The sequence below is a fragment of the Undibacterium sp. Xuan67W genome (assembly GCF_049340165.1).
Taxonomy (GTDB): domain Bacteria; phylum Pseudomonadota; class Gammaproteobacteria; order Burkholderiales; family Burkholderiaceae_D; genus Undibacterium.
Window position 1 is genome coordinate 311,457 of sequence record NZ_JBMPPN010000002.1, and the last position, 22,514, is coordinate 333,970.

Here is a 22,514-nt window from a genome sequence, read left to right on the forward strand (position 1 = left end):
TAGAAAGTACATCATGACTCATTCTTATAACAAGACAGCACACTCCTCGGGCAAAGGTCTGCTGCTCACCATTCCATTCCTGGTACTGATTAATAGTATGTTTTTGCCAGTCGCGCTTTCAGCGGAAAGTACGGCGCTCTTAGCGCAGCAAGAGCGTATCAGCGACGGCGCTATTTATCGCGATAACGGCGTCTATCGTGAGACGCAGCAAAGAATCAAGAAGCTCAATGACGGCGGATTGCGCGTTGCCGATTATCAGCTATCTAAAGCACAATGCTGGCTAGATGTCTCTTTTCATGAATATACGCGTAATGACAGAGGTCATTTTCCACCAGCTGCCCTGGGCGAGAGTCAGCGTATTCTGAATGCATTGGAAATGAATCAGAATCCGGGGCAAGATACACCTCTGGTCAATCAAGCTGAAAAATTACGTCCAGATTTGTGGGCGCGCTACGATGCACTGAAGCAGCATGCAGGTTACCGTTGTGCCACACAGCAAACCGCCTGTGCCGAAGTTGAGTTGGTTCATGCTGGTAATGAAATCCGCGAAGCTGGCTGGCGCCATGCCAAACCCTATGTACAGATAGCGGAAGATTTAACTGGTGCCGCAGAGCAGGCTGCTGCCAGTTGTCAACCTGTTCCGGTAGCACCATCCGTTGTGACCTTGCCGCCAGCAACTGTGCCGGTACCGACTTTGCCTGAAAAAATTACTCTTTCTGCAGATGCCTTATTTTATTTTGATAAATCGAGTGATAAGGATTTGTTGTCTAAGGGACGAGCCGAGCTTAATGAGCTGGCGCAAAAAATTAATACCGGAAAAACCGGTGTCACAAGCTTAAAGGTAATCGGTTACACCGATCGCCTTGGCAATGCCGCATATAACTTACGATTAAGCCTGGCGCGCGCGAATACGGTCAAAACCTATTTGCAACAACAGGGTGTCAATATGCCTATTTTGGTAGAAGGTCACGGTATGGCAGAGCAAATTACATCATGTAGTGAAATCAAAAATAGCGAAACCTTACGTGCATGCCTGCAACCGAATCGTCGGGTTGAAGTCATCGTTCAAAAATAAGAGCAATGTAGCGGATATGTAAAACAAGACGGATGCAACTAGTTTAATGTCGCCTTAGTATTTTGTTGCAACCGTGATCCAAGACAATGGAGTCCTTGCCGGACTCCATTGCCGTTTGTGACGTTGCGATAGGTGGCGGATTCCCTCATTTGCGCTCTACTGTACTGCCTTGATCTCGGGGGTACCAGCTTTATCTGATCGCGGAGAGCAAGGCATTTGAGATAACTTGATGCAACGACTCCGGCGCTTCTTTACAAGAACAAGCAATTCCTGTTTGGCGAAATCCTCGCTCACTGTGTCACAATGCAGCAAAGTCATTACATCGATCAAAATATGAAGGCAACAAAACAAGCTGGCAAAACTAAGGCATTAGCAATTGCAACAGGCTCAAAGGTCACCCTTGGCATGGTCGCTGAAGCGAGTGGCGTGTCGCCGAGTACCGTATCACGTATTTTGAATGGCACGGCCGTTGTCAGTAAGGAGAAACGTGAGGCGATTGACCGTGCTATTGCGGAGCTGGGGTTTATTCCAAATCCGATTGCACGCGGCCTGGCAGGTGGGCGCACGCTGAGTGTCGGTGTTGTGACGCAGGCGATTGATAGTCCGTTCTACGGTGTCGCCTTGCGCGGTATCGAAGAGGTGCTAACGCCTGCCGGTTATAGTCCTTTATTTGTCAGCGGAAAATGGGATGCCGCAGAAGAAGCTCGTTGTATCGAGATACTGCGCTCGCGCCGGGTTGATGGCATGATTATTTTGTCCGGTCGCCTGAGTGATGATGCCTTGCATCATTTATCGGCATCGATGCCCGTCGTCGTGACCGGGCGTAACCTGCAGGCGCCGAATCTTTTTTCCATCGACTTTAATAACTTTGAAGGTGCGCGTCTCGCGACCCATCATCTGCTGGCACTCGGCCATCGTCGCATTGCTTTTATTGCCGGCGATCCTTTGCATCCTGATGCGATGGACCGTTTGCGTGGTTACCGGGCTGCTTTGAAAGCGGCGGGTGTACGCTTTAATCAGGCCCTGGTGCTGCCCGGTAAATATCATGAAGAAAGTGGTTTGATGGCAGTCGAGCAGTTGATCGATAGTCGCGAATCTTTCACTGCAATTTTTGCAGCCAATGATCAGATGGCATTTGGTGCTGTACTCGCCTTGCATCGGCGTGGGCTGCGTGTGCCGGATGATATTTCGCTGGTCGGCTTCGATGATCTGGCGGGTGCTGCACATTCACTACCGCCGCTGACGACGATACATCAGGCGGCGCACGAGCTGGGGCGTCTGGTGGCCTCTTCTTTATTGCAATTACTTGCAGGTCAGGCACCGGCAGAGAGCTTGCCTGAGCCGCGCCTGATTGTCCGGGCTTCTACCCGGATTTTGCAAGCCACGCCTGAGGCTTAGGCGAATCAGTTTGCAGTCTGAACCGTATGGTGTCTGTCGTTCTTACGCATTATTCGTCTGCGGTTCTCCTGCTATTCAGCACGCATCGCCTGCTTCATACAAGGCATTCAATTTGTGACCGTGAGTAGATACGCTCGGCAAACGCCAGTTTGTACGACTGTCTCTTTTCTGCCTCTGTTCTAAAAACATTCCCGTGCAGTGTTTGAAGTTTGGCCTCTATGACAGAGACCATTTTTGCTGCGTTCGCACAGTTTTTCTTATTGCTTAAATTGACAAATGCAGAAATCATGTTTTGTTATGAAATCGCTTTCATAACAAGCGTAATAAAAAAAATCGCGATAGTCAAAATGGCTGTACGCGATAACCTATAACGGAGACTTACGATGACATCGTCACAGATACCTTACCGTCAGGGCCTCACTCGCCCTCCATTTTTAGTCCGGCCGATGGCGGCTGCTTGCGCATTGTTGATGATGGCGACCAGCGCCGCCAAAGCGCAGACGGCGGATGACAAACAAAAGCCGACTGAAGCCAAAACTGCACAAACAGCGGAGACACAAACTGCTACCGTCGTGGTGACGGGAATACGTCGCAGTATTGAAGATTCTTTATCAACGAAGCGTAATTCAGACTCTATCGTCGAGGTTGTCTCTGCCGAAGAGTTAGGCAAATTGCCGGATGTCAGTATTGCCGAAGCCTTATCGCGTCTGCCGGGTGTCGTCGGACAACGTGGCCCTGATGGCCGTGTTAATGTGATCTCAATCCGTGGGTTGTCGCCAGAATTTTCAGGCTCCTTGCTGAATGGTCGCGAGGTCGTCAGTTCAAATGATGCACGTACTGTCGAGTACGATCAATTCCCGTCGGAGCTGATTGGTTCTGCTGTTGTATATAAAACGCCGGACGGCACTCTGATCGGTCAGGGACTCTCAGGCACCGTTGATTTGCGCGCTCGTCGTCCACTTGATACGCGTGGCCGCGAAGTGGCAGTCAATGTGCGTGGCGAACGCAACTCTAACGGCATTTTGGTTCCCGATGTCGTCAGTCCTACTGGATCGCGTGTGAGCCTATCGTATGTTGACCAGTTCGCCGATAACACCATAGGCGTCGCACTCGGTTATGCACGGCTGAGTGTTGGGTCGCAAGTCAAGCAAACAGAATTAGTCACCTATGGTGATTTCTCGCCGTATGGATTGCCTGTCAACGGCAATGCAAAGTCCGTCTATCCCTATGCGGGCGGCAGTATTGGTAATTCGATGTTGCCGATGTTCTGGACCGCGACCTCATCTTCCAAGAAAAACACCCGCGATGGTCTGATGGCCGTGCTGGAATATAAGCCGAACAAAGACCTGCACAGCACACTCGATTTGTACTATTCAAAATTTGATACGCATGAAGTTGGCGGTAAATTCTTATCGAGTATGTTCGCGACCTGGGGCGGTGGCGTCAGTCCGAATTTATCGAATATCGGCACGACCCAGGTTGGCCAGAATACTTTCACCAGCAGTGCGACGGTTGATCAGATGCCAGTCACTACCGGCAACTTTGATACCAAGCGCAAAGACACTATTGCTGCGGTTGGCTGGAACACGGAACTTAAACTCAACGACAAATGGACCGCGGTTGCCGATGTTAGTTATTCACGTGATGTCCGTGATGAAACCTACAGCGAAGTTTATGCAGCACCGTATGACAATGCGTCGCAAAAATGGATTTACGGTGCATTCAAATGGAATGTGCCAGTGAATGGCGGCGCACAGACATGGTCGCCATTACAGAGTAACTATCTTGCTACGCCGTCGATTGTTAAGCTCGGCGACCAGGCTGGTTTTGATTTTGTCAGCGATCAAGATGCTTACACTGGTGCAGTACGTAATCCACAAATTAAAGATCAGATCAGATCGTTGCGCTTGTCTGCCAAGCGCTCAATGGAAGGGATTTTTAGTAACCTGATCATCGGTGCAAACTATACTCAGCGTGATAAAGAAGTCAGCAAAAATGAATCGCGTCTTCTGATGAAAAAAGACAGCAATGGCAATTACATCCGCGATATTCCAGCTGCTGCTTTAGGTACGCCGATGGATATGGGATGGGCTGGCATTCCCAGCCTGATACGCATCGATGTACCGGCTCTGGTGAGCCAAGGGACGGTAGCGCTGCAACCTTTGTTCGCACAAAAAGTAGACAACGATTCTGGCGTGCACGAAAAAATCACCACGCTATTTGGCAAGCTCGATATCGATACCGAACTCGCGACAGTTCCACTACGCGGCAACCTTGGTTTGCAAATTATCGACACCAAGCAAAATTCGACCGGCTGGGAATATCGCGGTAATAATGCGACACCAGATATTACGCAATTATTTGCCCGCTCCGGTAGTGCCAGTTACACCGATTATCTGCCTAGCCTGAATCTGGTCGCTGATCTACGTAATAACTGGATCGCCCGTTTTGGTCTAGCAAAAACACTGGCTCGTCCTAATATCGTTGATATGCGCGCTGGCACCAGCACACCGACTGTCATTAAGGAGCCAGGACCTGATCAGGGTAAATGGACAACGGCTTACTCCGGCAATCCTGAGCTCGAACCGTGGCGCGCCAATTCGATTGATCTTTCGTTGGAAAAATATTTTGCCAAGCGAAGCTATATCTCGGTTGCCGCTTTCCGCAAGAATCTGCTGAACTATGTGTACAACGAATTGACGGCACGTGATAACTCCGCTTTGCCAAGACCGCCAGATGTGCCTGCGAATGTCATCATTCAACAATTCGGTCCGGTCATGCGTCCAACCAACGGACAAGGCGGTACTGTGCGTGGTTTTGAATTATCGGGTGCTCTGGAAGGTGGCTTGATACATTCTTGGCTGGACGGTTTTGGTGTCGTCGCCAGCGGTTCTTATCTGAGCAGTTCTATTTTTGACAAACAAGGCCAGGAAGTTAAGCTCAATGGTCTGTCCGGCACCTCCGGCAGCATGACGGTCTACTATGAGAAACAAGGCTTCTCAGCGCGTATCAGTGAGCGTTATCGCTCGGCATTTACGGCGACGACCCGCGATATTTTCTTGAACTCAACGACCCGTACACAGAAGGCAGATGCAGTGGTTGATTTGCAGTTTGGATATGAATTCGAGAATGGTCCGTACAAAGGATTATCGATCTTATTCCAGGTAAATAATGTCATGGATAAACCAACCCAGAATACTGTGTCGGCGGGTGAAAATGCACCGGACAAGTCAATGCTGTTGCCGAACTATACCTACTATTTCGGCAGACAGACTCTGGTCGGCCTGAACTATAAGTTCTAAGCGATACGGGTAGTGTTCGTCCAGTTTCGGTACGACCTTAGTGCTGCCTTAGCGCCGTTTTAGTGGCATAAATTGGCTGAAACAAACAGCTAAAAAACAGCGGTAAAATTGAAGCAGTCTGTCACACTATGACAGACTGCTTCACTCTGCCATGAGTGCCAGCCGAGAGCAGTTTCGGCCGCAGGTACTCAGTACGGCGGATTCTTTGATCATCAATATGTCAGATGCGATGTCCGTGCAGTCTGATCCATTCACCTATAGAGGCACATCGTCTATGCCCCTCAAACCTGTCCGCACCATAGTCATCGTTGGTGGCGGTACTGCTGGCTGGATGACAGCTGCAGCCCTATCCAAATTATTGGGATCTACGCATCATATCCGCGTCGTCGAATCAGACGAAATCGGTATTATCGGCGTTGGCGAAGCGACCATTCCGCATATCAATGAATTCAATCGTGCGCTGGGGATTGATGAAGATGAATTTTTGCGCGCAACGCAAGGTACTTTTAAACTGGGTATCGAGTTTGTCAACTGGGGCGGGCTGGGTCAGCGGTATATTCATGGATTTGGCCGCGTCGGTCAGGCTACGGATGCGCTGCCTTTTCATCATTTCTGGTTACGCCTGGCGCAATCAGGACTTGCCAGTCCGCTAGAAGCTTATTCGATCAATACCGCCGCACCGCGTCAAGCCAAATTCATGCGCTCACGACCAGATATGGCGGGTTCTCCTCTGCATGATCTGGTACATGCGTTTCATTTCGATGCCAGTTTATACGCCCGTTATCTACGACAATTTTCCGAGAAGCTGGGTGCGGTGCGCACCGAGGGGAAAATCATGCAGGTATTGCAGCATGAGACGGATGGCTATATCGACGCCGTTGTGATGGAAAACGGTGAGAAGATCGCGGGAGATTTTTTCATTGATTGCTCCGGTCAGCGCGGCGTGCTGATCGAGCAGACTTTGCATACAGGGTACGAGGACTGGTCACACTGGCTACCCTGTGACCGTGCGATCGCGGTGCCGTGTGCATCGGCTGATCCGCTGATTCCGATGACACGCTCCATCGCACATGCGGCAGGCTGGCAGTGGCGTATTCCTTTGCAGCACCGCATCGGTAACGGACATGTCTATAGCAGTGGTTTTATGGAGCAGGATCAGGCGACATCGATCCTGATGCAGCATCTTGATGGCAAGGCGCTCGCCGAGCCGCGTCATTTGCGTTTTCAGACCGGACGGCGTAAACAATTCTGGAACCGTAACTGCGTCGCTGTCGGGCTTGCCAGCGGATTTCTGGAGCCGCTGGAGTCAACCAGCATTCATCTGATCCAGACCGCGATTTCACGCATCGTCAAATTTTTTCCGAACACCGGATTCGATGACGAGGACATTGCTGAATACAATCGCCAGACGTATGTCGAGTATGAGCAGATTCGTGATTTTCTGATTCTGCATTACAAAATCACCGCACGGACTGATTCTGCGTTCTGGAATTATTGCCGCACGATGTCGGTTCCCGATACGCTGAAGCGTAAGATCGATTTATTCAGTAGCAATGGTCGCATCTATCCTGAGCAAGGTGAGCTGTTCACTGAAATGAGCTGGCTGCAGGTGATGATCGGGCAGGGGATTGTGCCGCGCAGCTACCACCCTTTCGCCGATCTGCCACCGGAGCAGGACGTGGTGGCGTATCTGCGTAATGTCGAGAACGTCATCGCGCAATGTGTCAAGGCGATGCCGGTACAGGCAGAATTTATTGCTGCGCACTGTGCCGCTGGCAGGATTTGATTACGATAAACATACACGGAGACTTGAATGAAACAACTACACACAGCCCGCCGTCGCAGTATGTCCGCTCTATCCACCATGTCCGTCATGCCGGTAATATTTACGATGCTGCTGGCGGGTTGTGGTGGCGAAGCGCATAGCCAGGCGGCGCCAGCGGTGACAGCGACTACATCGCTGACCGTGCCTGACGGGTACACTCTGGTGTGGTCTGATGAGTTTGCAGTAAATGGTTTGCCGGATACGACGAAATGGACGTATGACACCGGTATGAACAAACAAGGCTGGCATAACCATGAGTTGCAATACTATAGCCGCGCACGCGCAGACAATTCGCAGATACGGGATGGCAAACTTTTCATCACCGCACGCAAAGAGGCGTTGAATGGAGAGGCCGACTGGGGCGGTCAGAATTACACGTCGGCGCGCCTGACTACGCAGGACAAACAGGACTGGACCTACGGTTATTTTGAAATCCGCGCCAAACTGCCTTGTGGTAAAGGCAGCTGGCCAGCGATCTGGATGCTGGGTAGCAAAGGAGACTGGCCCGCCATGGGAGAGCTCGACATCATGGAGCAAATCGGCAAAGAGCCGGCGAACGTCTTCAGCACCATCCATACCACTGCCGGTAGTGGTGCCAACGGGACTGGCGCGAATACACAGATTCCCGATGCCTGCACGGCATTTCACAAGTATCAGATGTTGTGGACGGGGGAGCAGATTAGTTTTGGCGTCGATGGCAAAATCCATCTGATCTATGCCAATCCGCACACCGGTCTGGCGCGCTGGCCTTTCGATGCGCCTCAGTTTTTGATACTCAATATTGCCATCGGTGGCGATCTTGGGGGCGCGGTTGACGATAGCGTCTTTCCGATACAGATGGAGATTGATTATGTGCGTGTGTATCAGAAGTCGAAATAATATGCGGCACAGATCGTGGATCTGAGTGTCGCAGCCAGTGACCTGCATAGCGCAGTACAGGATAGCCTATCCTGTATCGCCCGTTGATCATTTTCCAGTTCTTGATATCTCTACAGAATTACTATACTACTTCCTAGTATTATTTTAATGCCTACATAAACAGTGCGGTATGAGGCTATATTGATAGTAATGCAGGGGGAGTATAACTATTATTTAGTACAGGCTCCCCCCTGTACGAGGCTTAATCCAGCAAATAGGTTGCCATGGAACGCGCCGGTAACTCGCTCACACAACGGCCTTCATCAATGCGTAAACAAAAGCGGATCGCAGTATCCGTGCGGTTCAGCACAATGATCGCCGTACTGCCATCGGGATTGACGAAGGCCGTGGTTTCCAGATCCTGTTTGCTCGATGCACATAAGACCCGCTGCGCACCAGCGCGTACAAAGCGGGCAAAATGCCCGAGGTAATAGTACGAACTCTGGTGATGCAGATTGCCGGTTGTGCGGTCTGCCAAGATCGGTGCACTGCACAGATTGCCGACATGGTTGGGGCCGCCGCTGTCGTCGAGTAACAGATTCCAGTCTATCCAGCCTGCGGTCCAGCGATTCAGGTCATTGATCATGGAGCGTGCATAGCGTTCGCCTAATGCCCATGAGTCATGATGTGGCCCGCCCTCCTGACAACCTTCGGTGAATAATAGTGCCTTATCTGGCCAGGCATCATGCACAAGTTGCACATGGTCGAAGTGATCTTCACCGTACCAGTGAAAACCGCAACCCCATACATACTGTGCCGCAGCCGGATCGGAATAAATCACGCTCGCACGCTCTACCATCAGGTCACGATTGTGATCCCATATCACTATTTTGATGTGTCCAAGACCGGCCTTTTGCAGCTCGGGCCCAAGGTGATCGCGCACAAAATCGCGTTCTTCTTCGGCGGTATAAATACATGAATCCCAGCTCTGGGTCGCGAGAGGTTCGTTCTGCACCGATACGGCCCATACGGGTACGCCTTCAGCCTGATAAGCTTGTATAAAACGCACATAGCAACGCGCCCATACTGACGCATATTGCGGCAACAACTTACCGCCATGATTCATCTCATGATTGCTTTTCATCCAGGCCGGCGGACTCCATGGCGATACCAGCAGTTTGATCGGCTCTCCTGCAACACGCAGAGCTTCTTTGATGAAAGGCAGGAGCGCCTGGCGATCGCGATCAATCGAAAAATGCTCAAGCACCATATCGTCGGCGACCTCGGCATGCGCATAATTGCCGAGTGAAAAATCGCAGCTATTCATATGTACCCGGCACAGCCGGTAGGCATGACCATGCTGGCGATCAAAGTAATCGTGCAATACCTGCTCAGCCTGCGCTGGCGGTAAGCCCAGCCAGGTTACCGCAGCAGATTCGGTAAAGGCTGCACCAAATCCTTCTAGCGTCTGAAAGCGACGCTGCCGATTGACCAGCAATTGCGGTAGTTCGCCTACCTCCGGTAAGGCTGTGGCCGACAGCGTCAGAGCAGCCTGTTCGATTAAACCAGGGCGTTGGTTATAGCGCGTCAGAAAGTGGCGCATGGTACCGGTAATACGATGTTGGACAGTACTCATGGCAGCAGACCAGTATCGTTGCCAAACGCCAGCATCCGGCGCGTCAGGTCAGGGATCAGGCCAACCATCTGACCGGCTTCCAGCGTAGCATGATCGCTTCCTATTTTGGCAACCAGCAGCTGCTCCATGCCATCAATGCGCAGATGAATGATCGATGAGTCACCTAACTGTTCTGCCAGCTCGACCTGCGCCGCAATCCCCTGACCAGCGGGAGCCAGGCTCAGATGCTCAGGGCGAATGCCGACCCGCTGTGCATTATCGGTAATACGACTGGTCAACTGGTGCCACAGCATGTGATGCGCGGATACTGTTGTCGTTGGCATGGTCGCTACGCCTGACCGCGGACGCTCGATAAAATTGATGCGGGGTGAGCCGATAAAGCCCGCGACAAATTCATTCGCCGGACTGTTATATAACTCCATCGGCCGCCCTGATTGTTCGATCTTGCCCTGACTGAAAACGGCAATCCTGTCTCCCATAGTCATCGCCTCGACCTGATCATGAGTGACATAGATCATGGTGGTGCCAAGTTCCTTATGCAGTCGTGATAGCTCAATACGCATATTCACACGCAGCGATGCATCAAGATTCGACAGCGGCTCATCGAATAAAAAAACCTTGGGTTTGCGTACAATCGCGCGCCCGATGGCGACACGCTGACGCTGCCCTCCCGACAGATCTTTAGGAAAGCGTCCCAGCAGGTCTGTGATGCGTAAAATCTCTGCGGTGCGCTCTACTTGCTGTTCGCGCTCTTTGCGGGAGACGCCAGCCATTTTCAGCGCAAAGCCCATATTGTCAGCCACTGTCATATGCGGATAAAGTGCATAACTCTGGAACACCATGGCCGCGCCGCGATCGGCGGGACGCAGATCGTTGGCACGTATTCCGTCGATCAGAAGTTCCCCTTCAGAGATACTTTCCAGCCCGGCGATCATACGCAAGGTGGTCGATTTGCCACAGCCAGACGGCCCGACAAATACCAGAAATTCACCTTCTCTTACATCGAGATCGATACCTTTGATGACCTCGGTCTGAGCGTAACTTTTGCGTATGCCTCTGAGTGAAACTTGTCCCATCTTGCTGTCTCCTGATTATTTTTATACGAGTCGCCGTCTGATTTTATTGACCTGAACTACGCTTGATTTTTTGTCGTCCCAGAAAATCACGGTACCAGCGCGCACTGTCCTTGAGCGTACGGATCTGGGTGTCGTAATCAACATGCACGATGCCGAAACGTTTTTGGTATCCCGATGCCCACTCGAAATTATCCATCAGACTCCAGACCATATAACCACCCATCCTGACACCTTCCCGCACGGCGTCGGCCATTGCTGCAATATGACGCTGGATATAGTCGGTACGTCCCGTATCATGGATGCGACCATCGCGTAGCTGGTCTTTGAAGGCGCCGCCGTTTTCTGTGACATACAAAGGCGGTACCGGATAATCGCGATGCAGGCGTACCAGCAATTCTGTGAGCCCCTCCGGATAGACTTCCCATCCCATATCGGTTACATCACGACCACTACTGTGCACATCCCAGGGTTTGTCTGCACTGACCACGGAGCGGGAATAATAATTGACCCCTAAAAAATCCATCGCAGTCGCAATTGCGCGCATGTCACCAGCGTGAACGACAGGTGCGTCATCACCGAGATCGTCGAGAATATCCTGCGGATAACGTCCCTTGAACAGCGGATCCATATACCAGCGCAACAGACGACCATCTTCGAGCCGGGTTTTCGCCAGATCGGCAGGCGCGTCACTGGCCGCATGCATGGGGGAGAGATTGAGGACGATACCGAGGCTGGCTTTACAACCGGATTCACGTAGCGCCTGCAAGGTAAGACCGTGGCTCAGCAGCAGGTGATGTGACACCTGAATCGCCGTCTGGCGATTCTTGATGCCGGGGGCAAATACGCCGCTTTCGTGGCCCAGTACTGCAACGACCCAAGGTTCGTTGTGTGTTGCGATCGAGACGACTTTATCACCCAGACGGTAAGCGATCCCGAGTGCATACTCCACAAAGCGATCGACCGTAGCGCGATTTGCCCAGCCGCCGCCAGCTTGTAATTCGTCAGGCAAATCCCAGTGATTTAAGGTCAGATAAGGCTTGATGCCGCGCGCTAGCAAACCGTCGACCAGACGTTCATAAAACGCCAGACCTGCCTCGTTCCACTCGCCCGAGCCACCGGGACGCACGCGGGGCCAGGACACAGAGAAACGATACGCGTCAACGCCGAGCCCGGCTATCATATTCAGATCTTCTTCCCAGCGATGATAGTGATCACAGGCGATATCGCCATTGCTGTTGTCGGCAATCACGCCCGGCTGGCGACAAAAGGTATCCCAGATCGAGAGACCTTTGCCATCCTGATCGGCTGCGCCTTCGATCTGATAAGCACTGGTGGCAACGCCCCACACAAAGTCGTCAGGGAAAGTAGCATGCAGGTCAGCGGTTTCAATGTTATTCATAATGTGGTGCTAGTTAAAAGTTATGTGATGGTGTGTAGTGCTGCAGTATGTTTTGTGGTGTGAAATAACGCGCCTGACGGTCTGTATATTAAATAGCGAGCGAAAATTTTCCGGCAGAGCTTGTCGTTACTTGACCGCACCGACGGTCAGTCCAGAGATCAGCTGACGCGAGGACATCACGAATAAAATAAGCAGAGGCAGTGTCGCGATTGCCGAACCAGCCATCAAGGCTCCCCACTCGGTATCTACCGGACTCTGAATGCTGCGCAATGCCAAAGGCAGGGTGTACATGTCGGGTGAGCGCATTACGATCAGCGGGCCGATGAAGTTATTCCATGAGGCGATAAAACTAATCAGCCCCAGTGTGCCAAGCGCAGGTTTGAGTAAGGGCAGGACGATGCGCCAGTAGATGCCTGACTCGCTGCAGCCATCCATGCGTGCCGCTTCGATCAGTTCACGCGGGATCGATGTGCTGATAAATTGCCGCATTAAAAATATGCCGAATGCGCTGGCAGCACCGGGGATATAGAGTGCCCGAGGCTGATCGATCCAGCCCAGCATATCCATGATCATGAATGTCGGGATCATGCTCATGAAAGAAGGGAGCAACATCGTCCCCATCACAATGCCAAAAACCGCTTTTTTATAACGGAACTCAAACATCGCAAACGCATACCCGCCCATGGAGCAGAACAGCAGGGTTAGCAGAGTTGATGCCAGTCCGACATAAACGCTCCACCCAAGGTTGCGCCAGAACGGAATGCGTTTCGTCAGAATCGCCAGATTATTCAAAAAATCGTTTCCAAAAAACATGGGAGGCGGCAGGCTGAAAATCTCCGTACGCGAATGTGTGGCAAACACAAACATGAAGTAGAAGGGCGCTAACATGATCAGCATCCCGATACCGACAATACAATACGCAGCAAAAGGGGCGAGGCGTTCAGTTTTCATAGAGTTTTCTGAGAATTAAGCGCTGCGCTGACGGAAGGCACGGTTGGTGAGCCAGGTCAGCAAGGCCACTACGATAAACAGCAACCACGACATCGCGCTGGCCGCACCAAAATCATTGAAGTCAAACGCCATACGGTAGAGGTAGACCGCCTCTGTCATACCCGCCTGATCTGAGCCACCGCGGCCACCGGTCAGAATGAACGGCTCTTCGAATAATTGCAGGCCACCGATAACGCTCAGAGTCACACCGAAAAAAATCATAGGCCGCAGGCTGGGCAGCGTGATATACCAGAATTGCTGCCACCGGCCAGCACCGTCCATGCGCGCTGCTTCATATAAATCCGGCGGAATTGTCTGTAGTGCTGCCAGATACAGCACCAGGTTAAAGCCCACATAACGCCAGAACACAATGATGGCGATTGCCGGTTTGATGTTGTCCGGATCATTGAGCCAGTCGACTGTCTGCGCCGGCATGATTGAGCCAATCAGAGGCAGCTCTCGCAGCACCTGGATGCCAAGATTGATCAAGCCGTAATCCGTCGAAAATAAGGAGCTGAACAAAATCGCGATAGCAACTGATGAGGTGATATATGGCATGAAATACGCACCGGTGACAGCATTACGTAAGCGCTTGAATGACGAGTGGATAAAGTAGGCCAGCGGAATCGCAATCAGATGCTGCGGAATGCCTGAGGCCAGCGCCAGCCACAGGGTATTTCTCATGGATTTCCAAAACCATTCATCTTGCAGCGAAAAACTGAAATTACTCCAGCCGACGAATGTCATCGCACCAAGACCGCTGGTTGGCTCCCATGACTGAAATGCCAGATACAGCGAGAACGCGAGTGGAAATACGCCGAACACCACGAAGAGCACGACAAATGGACTCAGCAATACATACGGCATGTGAGCGGGCGACAGGCGCAGGGTAGGCAATTTCATAGGCAGTGGGCGTTGTCGGTTAGCGATATGGTCGCGGAGTCGGGCAAAGTGAGAGCGGAGTCCATGCCGGTTCAGCGATGCGCACGTTGCTGTAGCAATCGTTGCGCATCGGCCAGCGCCGTTTTGATGTCTTTGCCGCGCTCCAGCACTTTGTCTAATTCTGTATTAATGACCTCATCTGCAAAAGCATCTTGTTTGTGCACGCTGACAGCATTGATTTTTTTGGTGGCTGCCAGCCAGCCTAAGCGAGCTGCCTGACCACCGAGAAACTCGATAGGCTGAGCAAAAAAGGGATCATCGAAGGTTTCTGTTAAAGCGGGAAACGCATCTGCTGATTTGAAGGCGCTTAATTGCATAGCGCGGTTCATCGTCAGTAACCTGATCAGGTCCCAGGACAAGGCTTTGTTCTCTGTTTTTGCTGCCCGTGGGATTGCGTAAAAAGTACCGCCATAAGCCGCGAATGCACCTTCTGGCAATTGTGCTGCATGCCACAAGCCGCGTGTGCCGGGGGCTAGCCAGTTATTCAAATGACCTGCTAGCCAGGCGCCCGACATCTGCGTAGCAATGCTGCCACGTTTAAACCCCTCGGCCCAATCAATAGACCAGGCATTCACTCTGGCATCAAGTTTTTGCTGGCGCACTGCGCGAGCCAGTTCAAAGGCTCTGACAAAACGCGGTGAGCTGACCAGTACATTCGACTGGCTGTCGAAGTACAGACCTTCGCCCGGCTGTATGCCAGTGCGTATCAGGATGTCTTTCATGTCGCGTGCATGTGTCAGCAGATAGGCACCGGTTGCCGCTTTGATTTTGACACCGGCTGCGACATAGTCGTCCCATGACTTGGTCAGATCTGCTTCGCTGATCCCTGCTTTGCTTAGCAGATCGGTGCGGTATAACAGCGTGCCCGGACCAATATCGGTCGGTACTGCGATGACCTGACCGCGACGGTTGGTCGCTTGCTGCCATGCATACGGAACGAATTGTGATTGGTATTGTTTGATGTCAAATGGCGGGCGTGACAAATCATCGAGACCGCCACCTTGTGAGAAACGTCCTACATAAGTGACTTCCAGCGCCATCACGTCAGGCAAGTTTCCCGCAGTGGATAAAGCGGTAGTCATCGCAGTGTGATGGTCAATGATCTCACGGCTGACGACCCTGACTTCGACATCCGGATGGAGTTTTTTCCAGGCAGGAATCGCCGCTCTGACGATGGCGTCCACCGCAGGATACGCGGCGACAGTCAGCACTCTGGGTGCTGCGGCATCTGCTAGTGCGTCCTGTTGTGCTCGTGCATGCGGCTGTACGCATAGCCCGCACAGCAAGCCGAGCAGTAGCCAGTTTCCCATGCCGGACCAGGTAGGCGCTACCTTTGCTGTCATGGGTTTTGTGGTTCGCATTATTCTTGTGATGATCAACTGCATCTGCTTGTCTCCGTGACGATTATGCCGTCATGTCCAGGTGATATTGCCCGGATTATTTATTTTAACGCAATGTCATGAAAGCGCTTTCATAAAGGTATCACCGTCAATTATGTATGTCAAGGATACCCACACGTAAATCAAAAATACCTGTGTTCTCTACGAATGCATCACTGATAAAGATTCAGGCAAAAATCAAAATCGCTTCACCATATAGCGATAGAAGAACAGAGCAAATTAAGACGAAGTGATGTGATACCGGATCAATTTTAAAATTGATCCGCAATCCGGGCGCGCCTGCTGGCACGAATTTACCAATTGCCTTTAAAAGCCGCATCCCGCCTGCGGATTCAATGTGGCACCTGATATGCAGTTCTATTTTTTTGCTTATTTGTTGGTTTATTGGCTTATGGCGTGTGTTCTTGTGATCGCCATATGAGATTTGCTGCGCATGTTTGCACTGATTATGACATCGTCCCGATGATTGAATACATGTACAAGTGATAAGTTTTCGCCTACACTAAATCATTGCAAACGTAGACGGGTGCGGATGATGACTCTCGAACAGGATAAAGCGATACAGCTGGCCGAGGATTTACGTAACGGTCAGAACGAATTGCTGGAGATGATCGCGAAGGGCGCTCCTTTAAGAGAGACATTGACACGGTTGATGTTGCTGATCGAGGCCCAGTCTGATGGTGTGCTGTGTTCTGTCTTGTTGCTGGATAACGATGGTGTTCACATCCGCAAAGGTGCCGGTCCGAGTTTGCCTGAATCCTATATGACTGTCCTCGACGGCTTTGAGATAGGCCCTGGCGTCGGTTCTTGTGGCACAGCGATGTATCAGAAAGAGATGGTCATCGTCAGCGACATCATGACCGATCCTTTATGGGTGCCTTATAAACAACTGGTTACTGAACACGGTTTGCGGGCTTGCTGGTCGTCACCGATTTATCTGAACAAAGATAAGGTACTAGGCACTTTTGCGATGTATTACCGCGAGGTGCGCAGCCCGGGTCCTGCCGATATGACGTTGATTGCCGTTGCGACACATCTTGCCGGGATTGCGATCGAGCGCACCCGCCGTGAGCAAGAGCTAGAAATCCATCGTCACCATCTGACCGAATTAGTGACCGAGCGTACTGCTGAACTGTCGATAGCAAAAGAGCGTGCAGAGGTCAGCAATATGGCGTTGAGCAAGGCGAATCATGAGCTTGCCAGCGCCCTGCATAATCTGAGCATTACACAGGAAGAATTGGTCAGACGGGATAAGCTCGCTGCGCTAGCTGCATTAGTGGCTGGTGTCGCACACGAGCTCAATACACCTATCGGTAACGGTCTGATGGTCGCCAGTACATTGTCAGAATTAACCCGTGAATTTGCGCATGCCTATGAGCAGGGTATGAAGCGATCTTCCCTTGAGCATTACCTCGCTGAAGCGATACAGGCCAGTGATATTTTGCAGCGTAATTTGCAACGGGCTGCTGATTTGGTCAGCAGCTTTAAGCAGGTATCGATAGACGAATCGAATTACATGCGATCAACTTTTGTATTAGCTGATTTTGTCGCAGACATTGTCAGCACAATGACGCCATTGCTAGAAAAAAATGCGGTGCAGCTGGTGCAAAATCTGTCGCCAGAATTGACGATTGAGAGCTATCCCAGCCCTCTGGCACAAGTACTGATCAACCTGATCAACAATTGCCTGATTCATGCGTTTGAGGGATGCGATCATCGAGTGATTGAGATCACCGCCAGTGTGCATCCAAAATGGATAAAGCTATCGATCAAAGATAATGGCGTCGGTATTCCTGAGGGGGATCTGAAACATATTTATGATCCTTTCTTCACGACCAAGCTGGGGGCTGGAAGTTCAGGCCTGGGCTTACACATTACCCACAATATTGTCACCTCTTTGTTGGGTGGAAAAATTGATGCAGAGAGCGCAGCTAGGATGGGAACCTGTTTTACGATCAGTTTGCCAATCTCGGCATAATTGATTTGATTTGCTTGCAGCCGCATCTGATTTTTAATTCAAATTTCATAGGTATTTCGTAAGTATTTCAATGTGATTGATGTGATTGGCGTTAAACCATGAATTTAGCGTGTAGAAAACCGCACTTGAAGCACTCCAAGTTCACCAAAACCTATCGTGATCTCCGCATCTATCGGTACTTCAAAGCTACCTGCATACGACCCGGTAATGACCGCTTGCCCTGCCAGTAAAGCCTGGCCCTGACTACGCAAATAATTGACTAGCCAGTACAAGGGAATCCGTGGGTCAGCATCGGGATGACGGCCCTTGAATTGCTTTGTTGCCTGAGCTCCTGTATGAACATCAATACATAAATGTTCTCGCGTACCGGCGTGTATTGCGCTCAATTCCATCGCGCTTATTTGCGGACCAATGAACAGACCTTGATTCAATAAACCATCAGCCAGATTTTCTGCGAAGCTGACGGATTCCGGCGAGGTGTAGCGGCTATCGATTAATTCCAAAGCCAGATGGACCGAGCCGATAGCGGCGTCAATCTCCTCATTGCTGTACGGTTCTGTCTGCACTGGCAGGTCCTGCGCCAGGACAAACGCAAGCTCCGGCTCTATGCGTACTTGACCCGCCCTGTTCCATACTTGACAGTGACCTTGCTCTGCCCGGGCGATTGTATAAATTGGTGCGATTACTAGTTTGTCTTCAGAGGGGGTGCCGCATTTCCAGGCGCGGACAGTAGCACCAAGTTCGGCTGTTACGAATGCCTGAATCGCCAGCGCAGCCGCCAGATCGCCGGGCCGGCATGATTCTGGCAGCCGCTCGCCCTGAGTGCCGGTGCGGCGCCGTTCAGATAATAATCTGGCTGCCTGAGCGGTGGATGTTGCTGATGTCGCGGATGTGAAAAACGTCGTCATGATTGATATCGATTAGAGGTCGTGCCGATTAAAATCTGACACCGCATTCAGCGGTCATTTAGTTGTAGTTGAATTGTAATTCAGCGCTAACTTAGCGGTAACTTAAGGGCAATTGAAATGGAATTGAAATATTGAACCCGCAGTCTGCATGCGGCCTCCAAAGGCATTTCATGCCAGAAGCCGCACCAATATTGCGGACGCTCTTTTGGGAGCTTCTAAAAACCTCCAAATTAAAAAAACACATCTGCAGGACTTACGCGAAAACCAAAGCCTCTCAACACAAAGACACAAAGACACAAAGACACAAAGACACAAAGACACAGGCAGGACTATGTGGCGCAATGACGTATGGATTAAATAATTCTTATAAGTCCCTTTTTGGGCGTCTCAAAAAATATCAGGAACATCGTAGCAGAAATATTCTGTGGTTCTGAACATGCATACAAGATTTGTAGTTTGCAATGCCAATAAAAAAAGCCTGCAGATATTGATCCGCAGGCTTTTAGTTAGGCTGGTAAAACGTCTTGGTGGGCAGTTCAGATTAGTCGTGCTTCTGCGTCGCGTTTAGTGCGTTGCCAGGTAAGACTCGTGCTGCCAATTTGGCATTCGTCTTTAGCAAATCCACTTCGTCGCTCAAAATATGAACAGCTTCATTCAGCAGAACATCCTTTGCGTCTTTTTGCTCCTTCTCTGCGGCGATATCTGCGGCTAAATTGCGTTCATTCGCTTGTAGACCATCGTCTGATTTAGACTTGGTTTTTGTCGGTGCCTTTCCGCCATTTTCGCTTGCTTCACGTTGTTTGATTTTGGCTTCTTGTGTTTCTTTTTCTTTGCGTCGTTCTGCTTCGTTTAAAGAAATGAGTTTCTTTTTACGCAGTGTCTGAACTTCGGCAATATCCTCTTGCAGATATTGGAAATCTCTATCCTTTGCCGTACGTGATTCATAGCGTACTTGCAGCAGTGGCAGCAGATCGGTCAGGTCGCCGGTTGGTTTGTAATCGGCAGCCTTGATCTGTGTCCAGGGCAGGGCATTGTCATAGCTCGATTCCCCAAAGCTCTCAGGATCAGTCAGACTAGGGAAGCTGATATCCGGCGTGACGCCGCGCAATTGCGTAGTGCCGCCGTTGATACGGAAGAACTGTGCGATGGTCATTTTCAGTTCGCCATATTTCGGCTTGCTGTTTTGCGCCATCTGATCGAGGTTGACCAGAGTTTGCACCGTACCTTTGCCGAAACTAGGTTCGCCGATGATGACACCGCGACCGTAATCCTGAATCGCTGCGGCGAAAATCTCGGAGGCGGATGCGGAGCCACGGTTGATCAGGACGCCGAGAGGACCATTCCATGCGACGCCGGCGTCGGTATCGCTCTCGACGCTGATTTTCCCCTGGGAATTGCGTTGCTGCACGACAGGGCCTTTGTCGATAAACAAACCGGTTAATTCGATTGCCTCGGCCAGCGAGCCGCCACCGTTGTTACGCAAGTCGATTAGGACGCTATCGACTTTTTCTTTTTTAAGTTCGTCGAGCAAACGAGAAATGTCGCGTGTGGCGCTGCGGAAGTCTTTTTCACCTTTACGCTTGGCGTCAAAATCCTGGTAAAAAGTTGGCAATGAAATGACGCCGATCTGACGCGTGATCGTGCCGCTCTTGACCGGAATAATCGATTTTTTTGCGGCTTGTTGTTCCAGCTTGATCTTGTCTCTGACCAGGCTCACTGTCTGATGCTTGCCATCAAGGCTGGCATCCGCAGGCAAAATATCTAATGTGACGACGGTATCCTTGGTACCGCGTATCAAGTTCACGACGTCATCAATACGCCAGCCAATGACTTCAGTGAACGAGCTATTTTTACCCTGAGCGACGCCAACGATACGATCTCCCACTTTTAGCTGACCGGACAAAGAGGCCGGGCCGCCTGCGACCAGTTCGCGGATGGTGGTGTAATCATCGCGTTCTTGTAGTACCGCGCCGATGCCGATTAGGGACAATTTCATCGCGATATCAAAATCTTCGGATGCCCGCGGGCCGAGATAATTGGTATGCGGTTCAATCGACGTTGCATAGGCATTCATGAAGACCTGGAAGGCATCGTCACTCTTGTACTTGCGCACCCGGTTGATCGATGTGGTGTAGCGCTTATCCAGCGTATCTTTGATCGCGGCCTCGTCTTTGCCAGCCAGCTTCAGACGCAGCCAGTCATTCTTGACCCGCTTACGCCAGAGATCCTTGACCTCGTCTTCTGACTGCGGCCACGGTTCTTTTTCCCGAGCGTAGGAATAACTTTCTTGCTTAGTAAAGTCGAATCCTTTTTTCAAAATATCCCGCGCATAGGTGAGACGATCGACCAGACGTTTTTCATAGAGATTGAAAATGGCGAAAGGGATATTCAGGTCTTCCTGATAAATCGCATCATCAAGTTTGGTGCGGGCACTGGAAAATTGATTGATATCAGCTTGAGTAAAGAACAGTCTTTCCGGATCCAGCGATTTCAGATAACGGTCAAAAATCTTTTCTGACATCGCGTCGTCAAGAGGGGTTGCTTTGTAGTGGAAACGCGTCAGGAACCGTGCGCTCAGCGCTGCAGCCTGTGATTGTGATTGCTGAGGTAATAGCAATTGCGGTGACGTGGGCTCTAATGTGTCCGCATGTGTGGAGACTGCAAAGACAAACAGCAGTCCCAATAGGTTTTTCTTCATTTACCGTTCTCCAATTCCATATTACTAAAGTCACATGCCGTGTTAATGATCAAAATGATTTTATACATTATTGATATGCCTTGATTCCTGTATGACTGTGAGGATACAGAAAGGTTCGATTGCATTATTTCAGATAAGCCAGAGTTTTGTTGAGTTCCAGAGCATAAAGTGGAAATCACATTGTCTTCCTTTGTATTTGTATCACTTTGTTTCCAGATTTATTTTCACTGTTTTACAATGCCTTCACGATTGTGAATAAAGTGATTTTTTATTATGGCCAGACTCAGCCGTCTCGTGATTCCGCAACAGCTTCATCATATTATCCAGCGAGGCAATCATCCTCAGGGAATCTTTCAGGATACGGAGGATTACGTCATCTTTTTACAATGGTTACGTGATGCTGCAAAAGCATTTCAGGTAGCGATACATACGTATATTTTGATGCCGGATCACCTGCATCTGCTTGCTACACCATCGGATGAAGCAGGGATTGCGAAGATGATGCAATGGGTGGGTCGTCACTATGTCCCTTATTTTAATCGTAAATATCAGCGGTCTGGTAGCTTATGGCAGGGGCGTTATCGAGCGACCGTGCTGGAGGCCGAAACCTACTTTTTGAAATGCAGCCTGTCGATAGAAAGTAATCCGGTCAGAACAAAAGTCGTCGCTGATGCACAGGAATATCCATGGTCGAGTTATCAGCACCATATCGGCTTAAAAATAGATCCGCTGGTGACGGATCATGCTTTGTATTGGCAATTAGGCAATACGCCATTTCAACGTGAGGCGGCGTATAAGGAGATGATGCAAAAACCATTAGCTGTTGCGGACATTGCCACCATGATGGATGCGGCGTTGAAAGGGTGGCTGATTGGTTCCGATACATTCAAGGCAGAAATGGTTCGCTTGACCGAACGTCGGGTAGCGCCAATGAAACGTGGCAGGCCAAGAAAGGTGCTGGAGAAGGCGGTATAAAGTCGTTAAGTGCATTTATATTTGCCTGTATTTACTATGTCCCTATTTTAATTT

The 22,514-nt window shown here is 50.6% G+C and carries 15 protein-coding genes; 7 read left to right on the plus strand and 8 right to left on the minus strand.

Features of this window, described 5'->3' with window-relative positions:
* Nucleotides 1–13: 13 nt before the first annotated feature.
* The 5 genes from ACO0LE_RS03110 to ACO0LE_RS03130 all read left to right on the plus strand — a co-directional run bounded on the left by ACO0LE_RS03110 (nt 14) and on the right by ACO0LE_RS03130 (nt 8,479).
* On the plus strand, nt 14–1,075 hold the full coding sequence (locus ACO0LE_RS03110; protein ID WP_422958944.1) for an OmpA family protein: 1,062 nt from the start codon (nt 14–16) through the stop codon (nt 1,073–1,075).
* A gap of 303 nt (nt 1,076–1,378) precedes the next feature.
* On the plus strand, nt 1,379–2,473 hold the full coding sequence (locus tag ACO0LE_RS03115; RefSeq protein ID WP_422958945.1) for a LacI family DNA-binding transcriptional regulator: 1,095 nt from the start codon (nt 1,379–1,381) through the stop codon (nt 2,471–2,473).
* A gap of 383 nt (nt 2,474–2,856) precedes the next feature.
* Nucleotides 2,857–5,775, plus strand: coding sequence for a TonB-dependent receptor (locus ACO0LE_RS03120; protein ID WP_422958946.1), 2,919 nt, complete (start codon nt 2,857–2,859; stop codon nt 5,773–5,775).
* Nucleotides 5,776–6,049: 274 nt separating this feature from the next.
* Complete coding sequence (locus tag ACO0LE_RS03125) at nt 6,050–7,561, plus strand: tryptophan halogenase family protein (protein ID WP_422958971.1); 1,512 nt, start codon at nt 6,050–6,052, stop codon at nt 7,559–7,561.
* A gap of 27 nt (nt 7,562–7,588) precedes the next feature.
* Nucleotides 7,589–8,479 carry a glycoside hydrolase family 16 protein gene (locus tag ACO0LE_RS03130; protein WP_422958947.1) on the plus strand — a complete coding sequence of 297 codons (891 nt, stop codon included), beginning with the start codon at nt 7,589–7,591 and terminating at the stop codon, nt 8,477–8,479.
* Between the two features lie 241 nt (nt 8,480–8,720).
* Here ACO0LE_RS03130 and ACO0LE_RS03135 read toward each other — a convergent pair whose 3' ends face one another.
* The 6 genes from ACO0LE_RS03135 to ACO0LE_RS03160 form a co-directional block, all read right to left on the minus strand.
* Nucleotides 8,721–10,094, minus strand: coding sequence for a glycoside hydrolase family 30 protein (locus tag ACO0LE_RS03135; RefSeq protein ID WP_422958948.1), 1,374 nt, complete (start codon nt 10,092–10,094; stop codon nt 8,721–8,723).
* Nucleotides 10,091–11,170 carry an ABC transporter ATP-binding protein gene (locus ACO0LE_RS03140; RefSeq protein WP_422958949.1) on the minus strand — a complete coding sequence of 360 codons (1,080 nt, stop codon included), beginning with the start codon at nt 11,168–11,170 and terminating at the stop codon, nt 10,091–10,093. Before ACO0LE_RS03140 ends, ACO0LE_RS03135 begins: the two co-directional genes overlap by 4 nt.
* Before the next feature lie 43 nt (nt 11,171–11,213).
* Nucleotides 11,214–12,569, minus strand: coding sequence for a GH1 family beta-glucosidase (locus ACO0LE_RS03145; RefSeq protein WP_422958950.1), 1,356 nt, complete (start codon nt 12,567–12,569; stop codon nt 11,214–11,216).
* A 126-nt stretch (nt 12,570–12,695) separates the two neighbouring features.
* Nucleotides 12,696–13,520 carry a carbohydrate ABC transporter permease gene (locus tag ACO0LE_RS03150; protein WP_422958951.1) on the minus strand — a complete coding sequence of 275 codons (825 nt, stop codon included), beginning with the start codon at nt 13,518–13,520 and terminating at the stop codon, nt 12,696–12,698.
* A gap of 15 nt (nt 13,521–13,535) precedes the next feature.
* Nucleotides 13,536–14,462: a carbohydrate ABC transporter permease gene (locus tag ACO0LE_RS03155; protein WP_422958952.1), complete on the minus strand. Its 927-nt coding sequence runs from the start codon at nt 14,460–14,462 to the stop codon at nt 13,536–13,538.
* A gap of 71 nt (nt 14,463–14,533) precedes the next feature.
* Complete coding sequence (locus ACO0LE_RS03160) at nt 14,534–15,844, minus strand: ABC transporter substrate-binding protein (RefSeq protein ID WP_422958953.1); 1,311 nt, start codon at nt 15,842–15,844, stop codon at nt 14,534–14,536.
* A gap of 592 nt (nt 15,845–16,436) precedes the next feature.
* Between ACO0LE_RS03160 and ACO0LE_RS03165 the strand changes: the two genes are divergently transcribed.
* Nucleotides 16,437–17,879, plus strand: coding sequence for a GAF domain-containing sensor histidine kinase (locus ACO0LE_RS03165; RefSeq protein WP_422958954.1), 1,443 nt, complete (start codon nt 16,437–16,439; stop codon nt 17,877–17,879).
* Nucleotides 17,880–17,983: 104 nt separating this feature from the next.
* On the opposite strand, the gene ACO0LE_RS03170 is transcribed toward ACO0LE_RS03165, so the two are convergent.
* Together ACO0LE_RS03170 and ACO0LE_RS03175 are read right to left on the minus strand one after the other, a co-directional pair.
* Nucleotides 17,984–18,787 (minus strand): hypothetical protein, encoded by an 804-nt coding sequence (locus tag ACO0LE_RS03170; RefSeq protein ID WP_422958955.1) that lies wholly within the window; start codon nt 18,785–18,787, stop codon nt 17,984–17,986.
* A gap of 541 nt (nt 18,788–19,328) precedes the next feature.
* A complete protein-coding gene (locus ACO0LE_RS03175; RefSeq protein WP_422958956.1) occupies nt 19,329–21,485 on the minus strand; it encodes a carboxy terminal-processing peptidase in 2,157 nt (718 codons plus the stop codon).
* Between the two features lie 273 nt (nt 21,486–21,758).
* On the opposite strand from ACO0LE_RS03175, the gene ACO0LE_RS03180 reads away from it, so the two are divergent.
* A complete protein-coding gene (locus ACO0LE_RS03180; RefSeq protein WP_422958957.1) occupies nt 21,759–22,460 on the plus strand; it encodes a transposase in 702 nt (233 codons plus the stop codon).
* The last annotated feature ends 54 nt before the right edge of the window (nt 22,461–22,514 follow it).

Excerpts from the sequence above, each read along its gene's own strand:
- ACO0LE_RS03160 (WP_422958953.1), bottom strand. The coding sequence starts at position 15,844 with ATGACAGCAAAGGTAGCGCCTACCTGGTCCGGCATGGGAAACTGGCTA.
- ACO0LE_RS03155 (WP_422958952.1), bottom strand. The coding sequence starts at position 14,462 with ATGAAATTGCCTACCCTGCGCCTGTCGCCCGCTCACATGCCGTATGTA.
- ACO0LE_RS03115 (WP_422958945.1), top strand. The coding sequence starts at position 1,379 with ATGCAGCAAAGTCATTACATCGATCAAAATATGAAGGCAACAAAACAA.
- ACO0LE_RS03145 (WP_422958950.1), bottom strand. The coding sequence starts at position 12,569 with ATGAATAACATTGAAACCGCTGACCTGCATGCTACTTTCCCTGACGAC.
- ACO0LE_RS03130 (WP_422958947.1), top strand. The coding sequence starts at position 7,589 with ATGAAACAACTACACACAGCCCGCCGTCGCAGTATGTCCGCTCTATCC.
- ACO0LE_RS03125 (WP_422958971.1), top strand. The coding sequence starts at position 6,050 with ATGCCCCTCAAACCTGTCCGCACCATAGTCATCGTTGGTGGCGGTACT.
- ACO0LE_RS03175 (WP_422958956.1), bottom strand. The coding sequence starts at position 21,485 with ATGAAGAAAAACCTATTGGGACTGCTGTTTGTCTTTGCAGTCTCCACA.
- ACO0LE_RS03165 (WP_422958954.1), top strand. The coding sequence starts at position 16,437 with ATGACTCTCGAACAGGATAAAGCGATACAGCTGGCCGAGGATTTACGT.
- ACO0LE_RS03150 (WP_422958951.1), bottom strand. The coding sequence starts at position 13,520 with ATGAAAACTGAACGCCTCGCCCCTTTTGCTGCGTATTGTATTGTCGGT.
- ACO0LE_RS03110 (WP_422958944.1), top strand. The coding sequence starts at position 14 with ATGACTCATTCTTATAACAAGACAGCACACTCCTCGGGCAAAGGTCTG.
- ACO0LE_RS03180 (WP_422958957.1), top strand. The coding sequence starts at position 21,759 with ATGGCCAGACTCAGCCGTCTCGTGATTCCGCAACAGCTTCATCATATT.
- ACO0LE_RS03140 (WP_422958949.1), bottom strand. The coding sequence starts at position 11,170 with ATGGGACAAGTTTCACTCAGAGGCATACGCAAAAGTTACGCTCAGACC.
- ACO0LE_RS03120 (WP_422958946.1), top strand. The coding sequence starts at position 2,857 with ATGACATCGTCACAGATACCTTACCGTCAGGGCCTCACTCGCCCTCCA.
- ACO0LE_RS03135 (WP_422958948.1), bottom strand. The coding sequence starts at position 10,094 with ATGAGTACTGTCCAACATCGTATTACCGGTACCATGCGCCACTTTCTG.
- ACO0LE_RS03170 (WP_422958955.1), bottom strand. The coding sequence starts at position 18,787 with ATGACGACGTTTTTCACATCCGCGACATCAGCAACATCCACCGCTCAG.